Source organism: Flavobacterium pectinovorum (assembly GCF_006438875.1).
GTDB lineage: Bacteria > Bacteroidota > Bacteroidia > Flavobacteriales > Flavobacteriaceae > Flavobacterium > Flavobacterium pectinovorum_A.
On the sequence record NZ_RCZH01000016.1, the window covers coordinates 140,276 to 156,525 of the forward strand.

The following is a 16,250-nucleotide window of genomic DNA, read 5'->3' on the forward strand; positions in this document are numbered from 1 at the left end:
ACAAAGGAAGCACGGAGTTTCACAGAGTGTTTATAAATCTTTTTATATTGTTTTTTAAAATTTTTGAATCAAAATTAATTAATAACCCTAACGGATAATTTCCGAGTTTTAGATACGTAAGAATTTGAGCAAAATGTACATCTGTAAAAGCTTCAACAGTTTTTAATTCAATGACAATTTTGTTTTCAATCAATAAGTCAATTCTATACCCATGATCTAGTTTTATTTCTTTATATATTATTGGTAAAGCTTTTTGCTTTTCAACAATAAGACCTGAATTTACAATTTCGTAGTACAAACATTCCTGATATGCGGATTCTAATAATCCAGGTCCAAGTTGCTTGTGCACTTCAATTGCAAGTCCAATTATTTTATATGTAATGGCGTCTAGCTGATTACGAGATTCATTGTTTTCTTCATACATTTTAAGAAAGGCTTATAAATAAATTTTTGTGAATCTTGGCGTATATCTTTGTGAATCTCTGTGTAATAACTATAAAACTAACGGCACTTTTCTGAATTCATCTTCTTCGTTGCTTACGATTCCAAGAGCTTTATAGATATATTGGAAAGTCGATAATAACTCTGGTTTTCCATCTATTAGCGCCACGTCGTGTTCGAAATGTGCGCTTGCTTTTCCGTCAGCAGTTGTAATTGTCCAGCCGTCTTTATGTTGTTTGATGTTTTTTGTTCCCATGTTGATCATTGGCTCAATTGCAACAACCATTCCTTCAACAAAAAGCTTTCCGCGACCACGTTTTCCGTAGTTTGGCATTTCTGGTTCTTCGTGCATTTTTTGCCCTAAACCATGACCAACCAATTCGCGAACGACTCCGTAACCGTGAGATTCAGTATATTTTTGGATCGCATTTCCAACATCTTCAACGCGATTTCCAGCTTTAAATTCTCTAATTCCTACATAAAGAGATTCTTTAGTTACTTGCAGAAGTTTTTTAACTTCGGGAGCAACTTCTCCAATTTCAAAACTATAAGCATGATCTCCGTGATATCCATTTTTGAATGCACCACAATCTACTGATATAACGTCACCGCTTTTCAATGGCGTATTATTCGGGATTCCGTGTACAACCTGAGAGTTTGGACTCATACAAAGTGAATTAGGGAAATCATATAATCCCAGGAAACTAGGAACCGCACCGTGATCACGGATAAATTCCTCAGCTAATTTGTCCAGATATAATGTGGTGACTCCTTCTTTAATTTCAGAAGCAATCATTCCTAATGTTTTCGATACGATTAAAGCACTTTCGCGCATTAATTCAATTTCTTCTCTACTTTTTTGGATAATCATATTTTTCAGATTTTCAGTTCGCAAAAGTACGATTTTTTATTTAAAATTTTTCTCCACAAATTGCACGAATTGATATGAATGATAGTAGTTTAAAAAGTTTGCCACGAATTTCACAAATTAACACAAATTACAATTGCTTTAAAATTGAATTTCACTAATCGAAATTTAATTTTAAACTGATTTATTTAATAATATGAATAATAAATTCGTGCTAATTCGTGAAATTCGTGGCGAAACAACAATCAAGAGCAATTTTTAGAATAAGTGTTTGACAGAAAAACCGTAAATTAGTAATAGTTAAAATATTATAATTATGGAAACGTCTATAGATCAGGAAAATATATCCAAAAAGAAAGCTTTAAATAAAATGAAACAGAATGCTTTGGCACTTTTAGGTGTTGCGGTGCTTCTGTTTATCATTGCTATTTATTTTAAAATTCCAATGTTGCAGGCTTTTAGCGAAGCGGCAATGGTTGGTGGAATCGCAGATTGGTTTGCGGTTGTAGCTTTATTTCGTCATCCGTTGGGAATCCCGATTTGGCACACCGCTATTATTCCGACCAAGAAAAATGAAATTGGTGAAAATCTGGGAAATTTTGTTTCGGAAGAATTTCTGAATCGTGAAAAACTAGAAGTTAAAATAGAAGAGTTCAACTTTGCTACAAAAGCTTCTGAATGGCTTTCGCTTGACGAAAACGCCAATAAAATTGCCAATTTGGTGGCTGTAAATGTTATTCCCGGAGTTTTGAAAACATTAAAAGATGAAGATATAAAACGCTTTATTCAAATTCAATTCAAAGAAAAACTGGAAGCAATTAATTTTGGAGAATGGGTAGCGTTGGCTTTGGAACCTTTACAGAAAGGAAATGTAAAAGACGAATTGCTCACCAATGTTCTGAATGTGATGAGCACGGAATTGAGTAATAATAAGGATTTAATCAGAAGAAAAGTAAAAGAATCAACACCATTTTTGAGTTTTGGCTTAGCCGATAAAAGCATTTCAGAAGGTGTTTTTAATGGATTGGCAGATTTTCTAAATGAAGCCAAACAACCGGGAAGTACGATTAGAGTTAAGATTGATGAATATGTTTATGATTTTCTGGATAAAGTAAAGAACTCAGAAGAAATGAGGGTAAAAATCAATACGATGATTCTTGGTTTTGCCGGAAAAAAAGAAGTTCAGGATTACATCAACGGAATTTGGGACGAAATAAAATTGTCAATTACCAATGATTTGGAAAAAGGCGAAGAGTCATCAATCAAGAAAAATATTTCCGGTTTAATTCAAGGCTTTGGAAACGGAATAAAAGAAGATCCTGTAATGATTGACAAGATCAATAATTTCATCAAAAACGATTTACTTTCTATTCTTTTGAACAATAAAAAAGTGATTGGAGATTTGATTTCGTCAACCGTAAAAAGTTGGGACGGAAAAGAGGTTTCTGAGAAATTAGAATTAGAAATCGGTAAAGATCTGCAATACATCAGAATCAACGGAACTTTGGTTGGAGGGCTCATCGGAATCTTAATCTATTGTGTCGAATGGACTTACCATTATTTTGTGATTTAAACATCTAGATAGTTTAACCATATAAGTGATATAAGTTCATTTAAGCAAAGCCTAAAAAACGCGGCAACTTATAATTACTTATATCACTTATATGGTTAAAACTTTAATCAGGATTTGCCATGATCTTGAATAGCTCTGAATTGGAGATATAAAATCTGTTTTCTAAAGCAATTGAAGCCAATTTTGCACTTACTAAATTATTCTCGCGCGTATTAATCAGGAACAAAGAACTTTCTCCAAAAGTGAATAATCGTTCTTCAGAATTTAGCATTGTCAGGTTGTTATCGACCAAATCTTTGGCTAGCTTTTTTTGTTTTACAAGTGAAATGATTTCTGTTTTTTGAGCCGTTATTTTATTCGTCAATTGTGTTTTTTCCAAAGCTAAAGCAAATTCGTTTTCCTGAAGCTTGTATTTTGCCAATTTCAGACTTCCTCTTTCTTTTCGCAGAAATAAAGGAAAGTAAAATTCAAGTCCAATTTTGTAATCGTCAAAACGATAATTGTCAATATAACCGGGTTCCGACAAATAAGAATAACCGACATTTATTTTGGGTAATAACATATTTTGCTTGAGATCTTTTTCGACTGTCAGAATTTCTATTTTATTTTGCAGCGCATTTAATTTTGGATGTGTTTCTAAATTAACATTTTCTTGCAAAAGATCGTTTGTTTTTAAAGTTTCCTGCAAAGTAGATTCAAGTGCTGCTTCCGGCACAAGTTCGTCCGAAAGCTCTAACGGAATATTATTATCCAGCCACATAAAATTTGACAATTCGAGTTTTGCTTTTGCCAGTTTTAGTTTAGAATCTTCAAGGCTTAAAGCTCTGTTTTTTACAATAATTCCGGCTTCGATACTGTCTATGGCAGGTTTATCGCCCTGCGTTATCAAAGATTTAATTCCTTCCAAACGTATTACCGCATTGTTGTTGTACGTTTCGTAAAGTTTCATTTCTTCAAAATTCTTCTTCCAATTGAAATAAGCAATTGAAGCATCGTATAAAACACTTACGGCTTGAAGTTTTCTTTCAGCCTGACTTAGTTTTATTTGAATTTTGGCTTTGCGAACATCTGCCATTCTTTGATTAATAAACAATCCTTGTCCAAGCGGCACACTGATTCCAAACGAAGTTAACCCTGAACTTGGAGTTGTATTTTCGGGATTAAGATAAACTCCTTCATTATTATCAAAACCCGCTTTTAGTTCGATTCCGTACCAGGTTGGGATTTTGAAACTACTGTTCAAAATCGAATAATATTCTTTGTCTTTGAATTGTTTCTGACTAAAATCGACTTCAATCTTTGGATCAAAACCACCTCGCGCCATCATCAAATTGGCTTGTGCTTCGCTTATTTCAAGATTAGCACTTTTAACTAAAGGATGGTACTTTTTTACATATCCAAGAAACTCATTATAAGTAAGTTCTTTAGATATGGGCTGCTGACCAAAAGCGGTGCAGCTCAAAAAAAGAAAAGCTATAAATATCCGTTTCATTATTTTTTCTCTTTAGTTTCTTTTTCACCCGTTTTATAGTAATTAGGAGGGAATCCGTTTAGGGTTCTCCAGATTTCAAACCAAATTGGAACGGTGTCTAATAATGCAATTGTTTGTGCTCCGGAACCAATACTTAATTGTTTTGGCCATTTTGCTTCGTTTGGATCTGGAGCAATTAAGATTCTGTATTTCCCGTTAGCACTTATAAAGTTTTCTATCGCAACAACTTTTCCTCCAAAAGTTCCGTACGACATATCCGGCCATCCCGAAAAAACAATTGTTGGCCATCCGTCAAACCAAACACGAACTTCCGCTCCTTTTTTTATCAAAGGCAAATCGATTGGATTTATATACGTTTCAACCGCAATATCATAATGGGAAGGCATTATAGTTACAATTGGCGTTCCTTCTTTTATCGTTTCGCCTAAACCAGCCTGCAAAGCGCGATTAATATAGCCGTTTTGTACCGCTTTGATATAATACATTCCGTTTCGTAAGCTGTAATTTGCATATTGATTTTCCAGTTTGCTTACTTGAGCCTCAGTATCAAATTTATTACTCAGGGTTGTAAATTGATCACTTTTTGCTTTGGCTACTTTTTCGCCATATTCAGCGGAAATTCTGTTTATCTCAACTCTGGCGTTTATGTATTCATTTTTGCTGGTGAGATATTTATTTTCCTGCGTTATGATTTTAGCATCGACATCTTGCAATTTCAAACGCTTTTCTTCAACATCCGTCAAAGGTTTTAAGCCTTCTTTATTCAGTTGTACAGAACGGTTGTATTGTGTATTAGCAATTTTTAACTGAGTTTTTGCGGCAACCAAATCGATACTGTCACTTTTTATTTTTAAAAGCGATTGTTTGACTTTATTTCTGGCTTGTTCTAGTTTCAGTTTCCTTTCATTTTCTATGGATTGAATTTGGGTCGAAAGTGTTGTTACTTTATCATCATACGATTCTAAAGAGTTCTTTTTGGCATCAACCTGATTTTTGGTATTTTCGACCAAATTCGGATCCATATAATCTTCTTTTATTTCAGAAATAAACAGAATTGTATCGCCTTTTTTTACAAAGTCACCTTCTTGTACGTACCATTTTTCAATACGTCCCGAAATTACACTCTGAATCGATTGTGGTCTTTGGTTGGGTTTTAAGGTTGTCACAGCTCCAGATCCCGAAATGTTTTGCGTCCAAGGCAGGAAAAGAGCAATTAATCCCAAGATTGAAGTTCCAATTATTATTTTGTTCAGGATCTTATAATGAGGTCTGTTGCTCAGGTTCTTTACAGTTTCGTATCGATCAAGAGACTGTAATTTTGTTTTGTTGTCAGATATATTTAGCATGACTTATTGTTTTTTTTGATCCAGAATAATAAGGCCGTTTTGCATCGTAATTTGTCGTGTCGATTTTGTTTTCCAATGTGGATTTTTGGATGAAACAATAATGGTCCAGTCGTTTTTATCAGAAGTGATAAAATCAATGATTTCATTCGCTACATTTTCATCCATCGTATCTGTTGGATCTTCATAAAAAAGCACTTTCGGTTTATGAATTATACTTCTTGCCAACAGGATTTTTTGAGCATTAGAAGATGATAATTGTCTTCCTTCGGGATGAATATGTGTTTTTAGACCTTTTGGTAATGTCTTGATTAACGGACTCAACTGAACTCCATCAAGCGCCCATTTTAAATCTTCGGTACTTATAGACGGATCGTTGAAGGTTATGTTTTCTAAAATTGTTCCCTCAAATGGTGTTTCGTTATGAATAATACTGCCTATTTGTGAGCGATATTGTTTTAGGTCTATTTTTCTAAAAGTGTCATCATTGATGTAAAAAGCACCGGAACTTTGTTTTAATAAACCGGATAATAATCGAATAAGAGTTGTTTTTCCAGAACCATTTGTACCGTCAACAAAGATTTTTTCGCCTTGTTCAATTTTTAGCGTTATAGAATCTAAAGCATTGGTTGGAGAATCCGGAAATTTGAATTTTAAATTTTCAGTTTCCAAAGTAATACTGTTGTAGTTATGTTCGGTTTGTGAATCTGAGTTTTCTTCTAATTCTAAATCGGTTACCTGACCAATTTTTTCAACCGAAGTTAAAACATCATAAAAACTTTCAAGTCCAATAATGATTTTTTCGACAGAAGTAATTACTAACAAAATAATGATTTCTGCAGCCACAAATTGTCCAATATTCATTTCCTGACTCAAAACCAAATAGCCACCGATCGATAATAAACTTGCTGTAATGATGACTTTAAAAATGATCAATTGTATAAATTGTCTTTTGATTACACCAAAATGTTTCTCGCGATAATTAAGATAACCTTCTACAATTGAGTTGTTTTTTTGAAGTGCAAAATCATAGTTTAATTCATTTCTGAAACTAAAATTATTACGCGCCATTTCCTGTAGCCAGCTTGCTACTTTGTATTTGAATTTTGATTCTTTTAAGCTGGTTTCTAAACCTGATTTATACGAAAATTTAAAAATGAAGAATAAAAGCAGGAACAATAAAAGACCAAAAACAATAAAGTAGGGATGGTATAAAGACAGTAAAATAATCCCGAAAGTGATTTGAAGTAGAGCAGCCGAAAAATCTGTTAGTAATTTTGAAGTTCCTTTTTGAATGGTTAACGTATCAAAAAAGCGATTCGTTAATTCCGGCGGATAAGTGTCGTACAATTCCTGTGATTTTATTTTTGGCAAACGAGCTGCAAATTCGAACGAAGCGCGAACAAATATTTTTTGCTGTAAATTTTCAGTGATTCGCAATTGCATCAAAGACAAAAGTCCAACAAGCGCAACGCCGGCAACAACAAGTATGATAAGCACAATCCAGGATGCGCTTACACGTCCGGATTGTATAAAAGTGATGATCGCCTGAATTCCTAGCGGAAGCGATAAACTGATAAGTCCGGCAAATATGGCGTAGAAGAAGATTTGGTAAATGTCTTTTTTATCCAGCTCAAGTAAGTGGTAAAATCGTTTTAATGGAGTCATACTGTTTTTTTTATAATTAGCGCAGAACGTTTTGTACTAGATTTAAGTAAAATTGAGTCGATGTAACGGTCTCATTGCAATCTGTAATTGTTTTTAAATGATCTGTTAGAAAATGTTGGTGTAAACTTCCTTCGACAATAGTTGATACTAATGATTTTGCGTACGGATATTCAGGATTTACTTCCTTCACAATGGCAACAATTCGATTAATCACCCTTTTGTAGATTAAGAAAAAACCTTCCTTATTTTCCTGATCCACTTCTTTGGTGTGAAGTGTTTTTGTGAATTCGGCAATTATAATTTTATTTAGAATCGCTTCATTAATATGATCTGTTGAAACGTCATCTGTAATTTTCTCCGTAACTATATTAATGGCTTTGTTGAGCTTTTCTTTCTTGTCTACAATGTTGGTCGTTGTAAAAACAAGTTTGTATTCCATCCAGCTCCAATACCATGAAGATAAATATACTAATAATTTGTGCTTGTTTTCGAAATAACGATAAATCGAACTTTCGTTTGAACCTATTTTTTCGCCTAATTTTTTAAAAGTAAAATTATCAAAGCCAATAGCATCTATAAGAAGAATACTCTGTTCAATTATCTTTTTTCCTAATGCAGATGTTTCGGGATCTTTTACATAGATCTTTTCGTTTACCTGCATCTTTATATTTGATAGTATAATTTCCATAACAATTATTTTATATGCAAATATAATAGTAATACTATTAGTTTTGAGTTTTTAACTTTTATTTATTGCTTTTTCTAGTCACAGTTTTCAGTCACGGTCTCAGTTTTTTAGTCTCAGTCTCAGTCCCAGTTTTCAGTCTCAGTCTCAGTTTTCAGTTTGGATTATAAATAGAAAACCCGATAGATTTTTTAAATCTATCGGGTTTGTTGTTATTTTCGGCAGTCACTGAGACTGAAAACTGCGACTGTGACTAGAAGCCGCGACTAAAGCAACGAATGACAAGTCATTGCATTAGGCTGCTGAACTCCCATTAATTCTAAAATAGTAGGAGCGATGTCACCAAGAACACCATTTTGGATATTTTTTAATTCTTTGTCAACTAAGATAATCGGCACTGGGTTTGTTGTGTGTGCTGTATTTGGGCTTCCATCAGGATTAATCATAGTTTCGCAATTTCCGTGATCGGCAATTACGATTGTAGTATAATCATTGGCAAGAGCCGCTTCAATAACTTGTTTTACACAAGCATCAACAGCTTCACAAGCAAGAATTGCTGCGCTCATGATTCCGGTATGACCAACCATATCTCCGTTAGCAAAGTTTAAGCAAACGAAATCAACTTCGCCTTTGTTCAATTCAGGAACAAGAGCAGCTGTAAGTTCAAATGCGCTCATTTCTGGTTGTAAGTCGTAAGTTGCTACTTTTGGAGAATTTCTTAAAATACGAGATTCGCCTTCAAAAGGAGTTTCTCTTCCGCCGGAAAAGAAAAACGTAACGTGTGGATATTTCTCTGTTTCGGCAATACGAATTTGTTTTTTACCTGCTTTTTCTAAAACCTCACCAAGAGTTTCTGTAATGTTGTCTTTATTGTAAACTACTTTTACGTTTTGGTATGTTTCGTCGTAGTTCGTAAGCGTTACATAATACAAGTTTAACTTGTGCATGTTTTGCTCGTGGAAATCTTGTTGCGAAAGCGCTTCTGTAAGTTCACGTCCTCTGTCAGTTCTAAAGTTAAAGAAGATAACTACATCACCTTCAACAATTGTTGCTAATGGTTTTTCGTCTTCATCAACCATTACAATTGGAGCGATAAACTCGTCAGTAACATCATGTGCATAACTGTCAAGAACACTTGCAACGGCATTTTTAGATGGAGTTCCAATAGCGTTAACGACTAAATCGTAAGCCAGTTTTACACGTTCCCAACGTTTGTCACGATCCATTGCATAATAACGACCAATGATCGAAGCGATTTTTACAGGCGTATCTTTAATATGTTCTTCTAAATCGTGAATGTATTTTGCTCCGGATTTCGGATCAACATCACGACCATCTGTAAAAGCGTGAATAAAAACTTTATCTAAGCCATATTCTTGCGAAGCGTCGATTAATCCGCGTAAGTGAGAAGTATGAGAGTGAACACCTCCATCAGAAACTAATCCTAAAAAGTGTACTTTTTTATTGTTTTCTTTAGCGTAGGTAAAAGCATCAATAAGTACTTGTTCTTTGGCAAGTGTTTTGTTTGCTACGGCTAAGTTTATTTTGGCTAAATCCTGATATACGATTCTTCCTGCACCAAGATTCATGTGACCAACTTCACTGTTTCCCATTTGACCTTCAGGTAAACCAACATTTAATCCGTCAGTTCGAAGTTGTGCGCTTGGGTAGTTTTGGTAAAGACTGTTTATAAAAGGAACGTTTGCGTTGTCTATTGCAGATACTTTAGGGTCAGGAGATTTTCCCCAACCGTCTAAAATCATTAGAATTACTTTTTTATTCATCGTTTTTAGTTTTTTACAAAGATAAACCATTTCTAAAATGTGAACGAAAGCAATGTTATAATTTATGGTTAATAAAATGAAGCGTATTAAAAAATAATAATTTAGCTGAAGAACCCTGAAAAATTTAAAATTAATTCACGCTAGGCTCTGTTTCTAATCTTATTTTTGACGGCATTATAGTCAATAAAATATTTTACACTAACCGAAAAAATGTGTTTTAAGGCATCATTGTTCAGTAAGTCCGTTACATTGTGTTTGAAATTTTTGTCAATAAGACGTTCAAAATTAGAAGCATTATTGCGGTATAAAACCGAAAGCTGACTTCCGGGCGCAAACCACCAGGAATACGATAAATCAGTATTCCACGAATAAAAGCTTGAGTTTTTATTTTCGGTATATTGAGGATAAGGAGTCAGAGTTCCATCTGGTTCAAGTTCTAAAATATCTTTGTTTTCAGCCGATGACCAATATTGACGAACCGCGAGATTGATTGTCATAGCGCTGTTTAAAGCATATTTTCCGCCCAGCGTATTTGCGTATGTAATGACGTTTCTATTCGCAAAAACAATAGTTTCGGGAGTGTTTTCGTTGTCATCATCATCGACACTATCAATATAACCTTTGTTGTTGTTTCGTCTTAAAAAACTAAAAGTATACGTTAGTAACAGTTTGTCGTTAAATCGATATCTCGGACCAATATCAGCCCCGTAAGCAATTCGTCCGGATTCATCTGCAATAGCAACAGATGGATTTAAATCAACAGCAAATTTCTTGTTGTAATTGGTGGATACGCTTGCCCATGCTTCAATTTTCCTCGGAATAATAACATATCTGTTTTCTGCTCTGGGTTCATAATAATCATTAGATTCCAGCGGAAAAAGAGTAACTCCAAAGCCATAATAATTATTATTTACCGAGGTAACATTTACTTCAGAACTTATTTTATTGTCTTGAACTTTTCCGGATTCTTTATTAAACTCGACATACATATCATAGTCCACTTTAAATTTATTGAAGAGTTTTGTAGGGTTTAGAATCCTATAATTGGCATTGCCATAAAAGTTATAATAATTGGTGTAAAAGTTAATTCCCAAATCATTCGGATCAAAATCTTTGGTTACAAAATCAGAACCAACGCTGTAGCGATATTTTCCGCTGGTTTCGGCAAAACTAATGGTAGAAAAAAGCCCATTTTTATCTTCAGCCGCATTAATAAAGCTGTATTTTATATTACCGGATAAGTTATAAGTATTTGCTTTTGTGTTCAAATCCCAAACTAATCCGGTTAGATTTGCATCTCTAAAATGACCGTTTCTGCTAACATTTGTATTAATAAACGTTACCGAAGAATTTTTTCTAAAACGCTGATCCAGAACCAGTACATTATAATTTGTTAAAGGTTCTACAACTACGCGTCTCGTTTCTCCCGTTATCGTATCTTTTATAGTAGCATACGTTTTTTCGGTAACAGCATTTAGAATTCCAATTCCCAATCCGTTTTTTGTTCTTCCCGAAACTTTCAAAGCATTGATCAGATTTACATTTTGAACATTGTCAATGATTTCTTCATTATCATGCAGTTCAGGATCAACAGAAGGTTTTCCGCCAATTCGTCTGGAGTAAAATATATTACCTTTATTAAACAAGTCAGTTCCTTCAGTAAAAAAGGCCCTGTTTTCATTAAATTGTTGCTCAAACGGACCAAGATTTAAAATCTGATCGTCATATTTTGCCTGTCCAAAATCAGGAACTAGAATAGCGTCAAGCGTAAAAGCATCGCTGATTCCGTACTTAATATCCATTCCGCCTTTTAGCGTACCGTAAGTTTTTTGACCATCTCCGGCATTTAAATAATAAGAAGCATAAGGCAGAAAAAATAATCGGGTAGGAGGTTTGATGTTTTCAATTCCTGTCAAATCACCATTTTGTTGCGTAAATGTTCCAATTTTGGTGTTGATCAAATTCCAGGTATATTTTTTACGTTCACGTTTTATATCTCTGAAAAAATTTATTCCCCAAGTTTGCTTGTTTTCTCCTGAAAAACGCAACGCGGCATAAGGAAGTTTAATTTCGACAATCCAGCCTTTATCCGTTATTCTTGCCTTGCTAATCCAGACGGCATCCCAGGAATAATCCTCGCCGTTCGCATCAGTCATGATACAATCGCCCTGAACATCGGCAGCAGAAACGAAAAATTCAAAGTTTTGCTGACCGTCATTAAAGCCATTAATAAAAACACCAAAAATATCGGCGGTTCCAAAGTTGTCGCGCTGCAAAACTTCTTTTAGAATCTTATTAGGTTCATCATCATACAGCATTGCGCCAATATAAATGGCGTCATTATTATATACCACTTTAATGTCTGTCCTTTTGTTCTCCGGAATCGGTTTTCCGTTATCAGGATCATACATTACAAAATCTGTTGCTATTGAAGCATCTTTCCATGCTGATTCATCCAGTTTTCCGTCAATAATAATGCTTTGCGAAGTCGATTGGGCCTGCAAAACTTTTTTCTGACTATAGCCTGAGAAAGTGGATAAAAGAAGAATAAGAAAAAGTGCTTTTTTCATGTCAAATTTTAAATAAACGATTTTAGAATGTTTGTTGCATTAGTAGACAACGTTTTTTCCAAAATGTTACACTTATAATTGTAATAAATGCCGTTTGATTAAGTTTTCTTTAAGAAAGAGGTCTAAAACGCTAAGATTTTTATGATAAGTAAATATCTTACAAATAAAAATGATTTTCGCTCCAAATGCTAATATTTTATTTTGATTTTGTTAAAGTTTAACCAAAAAGCCCTTGATTTACAGGCTTATACTTTGATAAGTATATTTTTTTTGTAGTTTTGCCAGACCCAAACCTTTTGTTTAACCTAAAGTAATTCAATGATTTATAAAATTTATCCGCTGCTTGTGGTTATGTTGTTATCTTTTGGTAAAGATTCAAATAACACACCCGAAATTAAAAAGACTGCAATAAAGACTATCGCAAAAGTTGAAAAACTTACTGTCGAAGCAAAAATTGAAAGTGTCTATAATACTTTGAATTCCAACAACTTTAAATTACCTGAACTTAGAACTTTTTCGGAAGCTTTAAAAGGGTTTTATTTATTGAAAGAAAGAGGAATTATTCAAAAAAACATTCTAACATTGATTGATTTTAGTTTGTCATCAAATGCAAAACGCCTTTGGGTAATTGATTTGACAACAAATACAATTCTATTCAATTCGTTAGTTGCTCACGGACGAAATACCGGAGAAGAATTTGCCTCTACATTTTCAAATTCAAATTCCTCTTTTAAAAGCAGCTTAGGTTTTTATGCTACCGGCGAAATTTATCAGGGAAAACATGGAGCTTCTCTTCGTTTAGACGGTTTAGAGAACGGCGTAAATGATAACGCCCGCGAAAGAGGTGTCGTTATGCATGGTGCCGATTATGTTTCAGAATCCTTCATCAGAGGGAATAAAAGATTAGGCAGAAGCCAAGGTTGTCCGGCAATTCCAGTGGAGTTAACGGATGAAATAATACAAGTTATAAAAGACAAATCGTGTTTGTATATCTACCATCCGTCAAGAAGTTTTGCGATGGAAGAAAAGCTAATTTCTTAATTTAGCATACAAATCCGAATCTAAGTTATAAATATCAGCTCTGAAAACGAGCTGATTTTTTTTGCTCCAAGCTGTCCAGTACCATTGATATAATGCGTATTTTTTGACTATCTTAATATTCGTTGTTTTTTTAGTAGCAATTAGCGTGTCAATCTTCTCTCTGTTCCATTTTTCAGGATCATCCAATATATGTTCTGCAAGTTCCAGAGGATTTTCAATACGCACACAACCTGAACTTAAAGAACGGTTATTTCTTCCAAAGTAATTTCTGTGATTAGTATCATGTAGATATACGCTATGATGATTTGGAAACAAAATTTTCATTACTCCCAATGAATTGTTGTATCCCGGACTTTGTACATAACGGTAATTACCTGGTTTATTTTCGTTCCACGCAGTTGGATCAACTACTTTTCCTGTGGTATCATATATAGTAATACTTTTATTAGCAAGATAATTTCTGTTTCGTTTCATAGCCGGTACTACATCTTCCTTTAATATAGTAGGCGGAACGGTCCAGGTTGGGTTAAAAACCACTGTTTTGAGCGTTGAGGTTATAATTGGAGTTTTTCTTTTACTGGTTCCAACTACAATATTTCTAACTAAAGTAGTGTCTTTGTCTTCAACGACGTTCAGGCTGTAATTTGGAATATTTATAATGAAATAATTATCTGCAAAATCTGAAGTATACCATCTCCAACGCTCTAAATTGGCGATAATTTGTTGTTTTCTTTTTTCTTTAGAATAGTTTAAGGCGCTTATCGTTCCTGCACCAATAACTCCATCAGACGCTAAACCATGTCTTTCCTGAAATCTTTTAACTGATTCGAAGGTTTTTTTATTATAAATCCTGTTTAAAGTATCTTTTCCGGACATATCTCCCCAAAACAAAAGTCTTTTTTTGATATTGACTATCGCATTGTTAGTATCGTTTAAAGTTATTTTTCTAGTCGAAGAATCAATTGCAATTGTTCCAATTTCGTCATTTGGAAACTCATCAATAATTTCGAGTGCTTTTAATAGTTCTTTATAGGTTTCTGATTTTGGTTGGATATTATCAACAACGCTGTCTAGTTTGTTTTTATTAAAAGCTTTGATTAGAACACTGTTTACATCAAATGTTTTTTCTTCTAAATCCCAATCTGTGTATATTTTTTTTGGATCCAGTTTTCCTTTATATAGGTGATTCAGGTATTTTTCGAAGTTATAAGTCAATAGAATGTCATAAGTTGCTAAATCTTTATCGTTTAAAGAACTGATTCTGCTTTCAAATTTTCTAAGCTTCGAAGCCTTGTAATCTTCCGGATCTAAGCCCAATTTGTCTGATTCTTCTAATTGCGATAAAACATAAGTTCTCTTTTTAAGGTTTCCCCAAACTGTTTTATTTTCAGAAGCGTCATAGAACTGTTTTAAAGTTTCGCTTTTGAACACATTTATAGTAGTAGTATCTATTTCTACTTTCCTTTCGTCAGTAAGAATGATTAGTGGCGGTTTCTTTTTGACAATAGGTGCGGGTTTAGGTGTATCTTTTTTACAACTAACAAACAGGCATATAATAACTAAAAAGTAAAGTTTTCTCATGTCATAATTTTTTAAACATTAAATAATGTTCTCCAACATCTTTAATGTCAAATGCTTCTCCCAAAGCTTTGTAACTCATTTTTTTATAAAAACCAACGGCGGCTGTTCTTGCGTTGAACCAAATTAAATCGACATTGTTTGTATTGCAATAGTTTTCACAATGTCTGACTAAAGCTTCTCCAATTCCTCTTTTCTGATGGTTTTCTAAAACGGCCATTCCGCGAATCTGGGCTTGACTTTTTTGGGCAAATATAGGATTGATTTTTGTAAATAGTGAAATAATTCCTGTTAAGCTTTTATTTTCAAATAAACCAAAATGATGTGTCGTCTCCAGGTCATCTCCTTCAAATACGCAACTTTCGATAGGTTTTCCCTTTCTTAAAACAGGTTGGCGAACGATATAAGTTTCTTTTGACGGTATTTCTTTAATGATATTCATGATTTGTGTAAAATAAATAAATATATAACTTTTTAGTTTTAAATTAGTTATAAATAATTGTTGTTTTTTATTGATTTTTTTTGCGAAAAAGCTTGTTTTTACCTTGATTTATTTTTTATATTTGCACCACGGTAATGCGAAAGTAGCTCAGTTGGTAGAGCTCCAGCCTTCCAAGCTGGTTGTCGCGAGTTCGAGCCTCGTCTTTCGCTCTAAAAAACCGAAACTTAATTGTTTCGGTTTTTTTATCAAAATAAATAATTTTTGATTTTTATTTTTTTTAAAAGATTTAATTATTTATATTTGCACCCTGTTAATGCGAAAGTAGCTCAGTTGGTAGAGCTCCAGCCTTCCAAGCTGGTTGTCGCGAGTTCGAGCCTCGTCTTTCGCTCTTCAAGATCCTCAAACAATTTGTTTGAGGATTTTTTGTTTTTAACCATTAAGATATTAAGAAAAATTAAGGATAATGCTGGATCAGGTGCAAAAGTTGGGGATTAGGCAAAAAGATTAGATAATCTGAACAAGAAGAAATCTACTTTACGCACTCCTCTAAATTGACTTCTAAACGCTTTTACTTTAGCATTGAATGATTCTGCAGAAGCATTAGTACTTCTATTGCCAAAATAGTTTAAGATTGATTGGTAATTAACCGTTATAGTATTTAAAAGGATATTAAAATTTTTAAACCCTGAATCTTCTACATTCTTGTACCAATGTGCCAGTTTGGTCATCGCAATGTGTTTATTGTTATGATTGTTGTAAATACCT

At 33.7% G+C, this 16,250-nt stretch carries 13 protein-coding genes and 2 tRNA genes; 4 read left to right on the forward strand and 11 right to left on the reverse strand.

All coding sequences use genetic code 11. The features are described from left to right. Positions 1-19: 19 nt before the first annotated feature. The gene (locus EAH81_RS20965; RefSeq protein ID WP_140510911.1) at positions 20-424 is read right to left on the reverse strand and encodes a GxxExxY protein; all 405 of its coding nucleotides are present in this window, start codon (positions 422-424) and stop codon (positions 20-22) included. A 69-nt stretch (positions 425-493) separates the two neighbouring features. Continuing rightward, positions 494-1,312 (reverse strand): type I methionyl aminopeptidase, encoded by an 819-nt coding sequence (gene map, locus EAH81_RS20970; RefSeq protein ID WP_140510913.1) that lies wholly within the window; start codon positions 1,310-1,312, stop codon positions 494-496. A gap of 313 nt (positions 1,313-1,625) precedes the next feature. Here map and EAH81_RS20975 point away from each other — a divergent pair, with 313 nt between their 5' ends. Then, a complete protein-coding gene (locus EAH81_RS20975; RefSeq protein WP_140510915.1) occupies positions 1,626-2,882 on the forward strand; it encodes a DUF445 domain-containing protein in 1,257 nt (418 codons plus the stop codon). A 103-nt stretch (positions 2,883-2,985) separates the two neighbouring features. Here the strand turns inward: EAH81_RS20975 and EAH81_RS20980 are convergent, their stop codons facing one another. The 6 genes from EAH81_RS20980 to EAH81_RS21005 form a co-directional block, all read right to left on the reverse strand. Continuing rightward, a complete protein-coding gene (locus EAH81_RS20980; RefSeq protein WP_140510917.1) occupies positions 2,986-4,374 on the reverse strand; it encodes a TolC family protein in 1,389 nt (462 codons plus the stop codon). Next, entirely contained in the window at positions 4,374-5,720 is a 1,347-nt protein-coding gene (locus EAH81_RS20985; RefSeq protein WP_140510919.1) for an HlyD family secretion protein, read from the reverse strand. Before EAH81_RS20985 ends, EAH81_RS20980 begins: the two co-directional genes overlap by 1 nt. Before the next feature lie 3 nt (positions 5,721-5,723). Further along, positions 5,724-7,385 carry a peptidase domain-containing ABC transporter gene (locus EAH81_RS20990; RefSeq protein ID WP_140510921.1) on the reverse strand — a complete coding sequence of 554 codons (1,662 nt, stop codon included), beginning with the start codon at positions 7,383-7,385 and terminating at the stop codon, positions 5,724-5,726. Positions 7,386-7,401: 16 nt separating this feature from the next. Then, the gene (locus EAH81_RS20995; protein WP_140510923.1) at positions 7,402-8,073 is read right to left on the reverse strand and encodes a TetR/AcrR family transcriptional regulator; all 672 of its coding nucleotides are present in this window, start codon (positions 8,071-8,073) and stop codon (positions 7,402-7,404) included. A 263-nt stretch (positions 8,074-8,336) separates the two neighbouring features. Next, positions 8,337-9,854: a 2,3-bisphosphoglycerate-independent phosphoglycerate mutase gene (gene gpmI / locus EAH81_RS21000; protein WP_140510925.1), complete on the reverse strand. Its 1,518-nt coding sequence runs from the start codon at positions 9,852-9,854 to the stop codon at positions 8,337-8,339. A gap of 140 nt (positions 9,855-9,994) precedes the next feature. Next, on the reverse strand, positions 9,995-12,424 hold the full coding sequence (locus EAH81_RS21005) for a DUF5916 domain-containing protein (RefSeq protein ID WP_140510927.1): 2,430 nt from the start codon (positions 12,422-12,424) through the stop codon (positions 9,995-9,997). 318 nt (positions 12,425-12,742) lie between these two features. On the opposite strand from EAH81_RS21005, the gene EAH81_RS21010 reads away from it, so the two are divergent. Further along, positions 12,743-13,465: a murein L,D-transpeptidase catalytic domain family protein gene (locus EAH81_RS21010; RefSeq protein ID WP_140510929.1), complete on the forward strand. Its 723-nt coding sequence runs from the start codon at positions 12,743-12,745 to the stop codon at positions 13,463-13,465. Here EAH81_RS21010 and EAH81_RS21015 read toward each other — a convergent pair. Next, a complete protein-coding gene (locus EAH81_RS21015; protein ID WP_140510932.1) occupies positions 13,454-15,046 on the reverse strand; it encodes a murein L,D-transpeptidase in 1,593 nt (530 codons plus the stop codon). The two genes, EAH81_RS21010 and EAH81_RS21015, sit on opposite strands and share 12 nt — an antisense overlap. Before the next feature lies 1 nt (position 15,047). Continuing rightward, positions 15,048-15,485: a GNAT family N-acetyltransferase gene (locus EAH81_RS21020; RefSeq protein WP_170214146.1), complete on the reverse strand. Its 438-nt coding sequence runs from the start codon at positions 15,483-15,485 to the stop codon at positions 15,048-15,050. A gap of 136 nt (positions 15,486-15,621) precedes the next feature. Between EAH81_RS21020 and EAH81_RS21025 the strand changes: the two genes are divergently transcribed. After that, a tRNA-Gly gene (locus tag EAH81_RS21025) sits at positions 15,622-15,694 on the forward strand. Positions 15,695-15,800: 106 nt separating this feature from the next. After that, positions 15,801-15,873 (forward strand) — tRNA-Gly (locus EAH81_RS21030). Between the two features lie 103 nt (positions 15,874-15,976). On the opposite strand, the gene EAH81_RS21035 is transcribed toward EAH81_RS21030, so the two are convergent. Further along, positions 15,977-16,250, reverse strand: a 274-nt coding sequence (locus EAH81_RS21035) for a transposase (protein ID WP_241676537.1), incomplete at its 5' end; no start/stop codon positions are given.

Coding starts and splice junctions, on each gene's coding strand:
- EAH81_RS20975 (WP_140510915.1), top strand. CDS start 1,626: ATGGAAACGTCTATAGATCAGGAAAATATATCCAAAAAGAAAGCTTTA.
- EAH81_RS20990 (WP_140510921.1), bottom strand. CDS start 7,385: ATGACTCCATTAAAACGATTTTACCACTTACTTGAGCTGGATAAAAAA.
- EAH81_RS21010 (WP_140510929.1), top strand. CDS start 12,743: ATGATTTATAAAATTTATCCGCTGCTTGTGGTTATGTTGTTATCTTTT.
- map (WP_140510913.1), bottom strand. CDS start 1,312: ATGATTATCCAAAAAAGTAGAGAAGAAATTGAATTAATGCGCGAAAGT.
- EAH81_RS20980 (WP_140510917.1), bottom strand. CDS start 4,374: ATGAAACGGATATTTATAGCTTTTCTTTTTTTGAGCTGCACCGCTTTT.
- EAH81_RS20995 (WP_140510923.1), bottom strand. CDS start 8,073: ATGGAAATTATACTATCAAATATAAAGATGCAGGTAAACGAAAAGATC.
- gpmI (WP_140510925.1), bottom strand. CDS start 9,854: ATGAATAAAAAAGTAATTCTAATGATTTTAGACGGTTGGGGAAAATCT.
- EAH81_RS21020 (WP_170214146.1), bottom strand. CDS start 15,485: ATGAATATCATTAAAGAAATACCGTCAAAAGAAACTTATATCGTTCGC.
- EAH81_RS20965 (WP_140510911.1), bottom strand. CDS start 424: ATGTATGAAGAAAACAATGAATCTCGTAATCAGCTAGACGCCATTACA.
- EAH81_RS20985 (WP_140510919.1), bottom strand. CDS start 5,720: ATGCTAAATATATCTGACAACAAAACAAAATTACAGTCTCTTGATCGA.
- EAH81_RS21015 (WP_140510932.1), bottom strand. CDS start 15,046: ATGAGAAAACTTTACTTTTTAGTTATTATATGCCTGTTTGTTAGTTGT.
- EAH81_RS21005 (WP_140510927.1), bottom strand. CDS start 12,424: ATGAAAAAAGCACTTTTTCTTATTCTTCTTTTATCCACTTTCTCAGGC.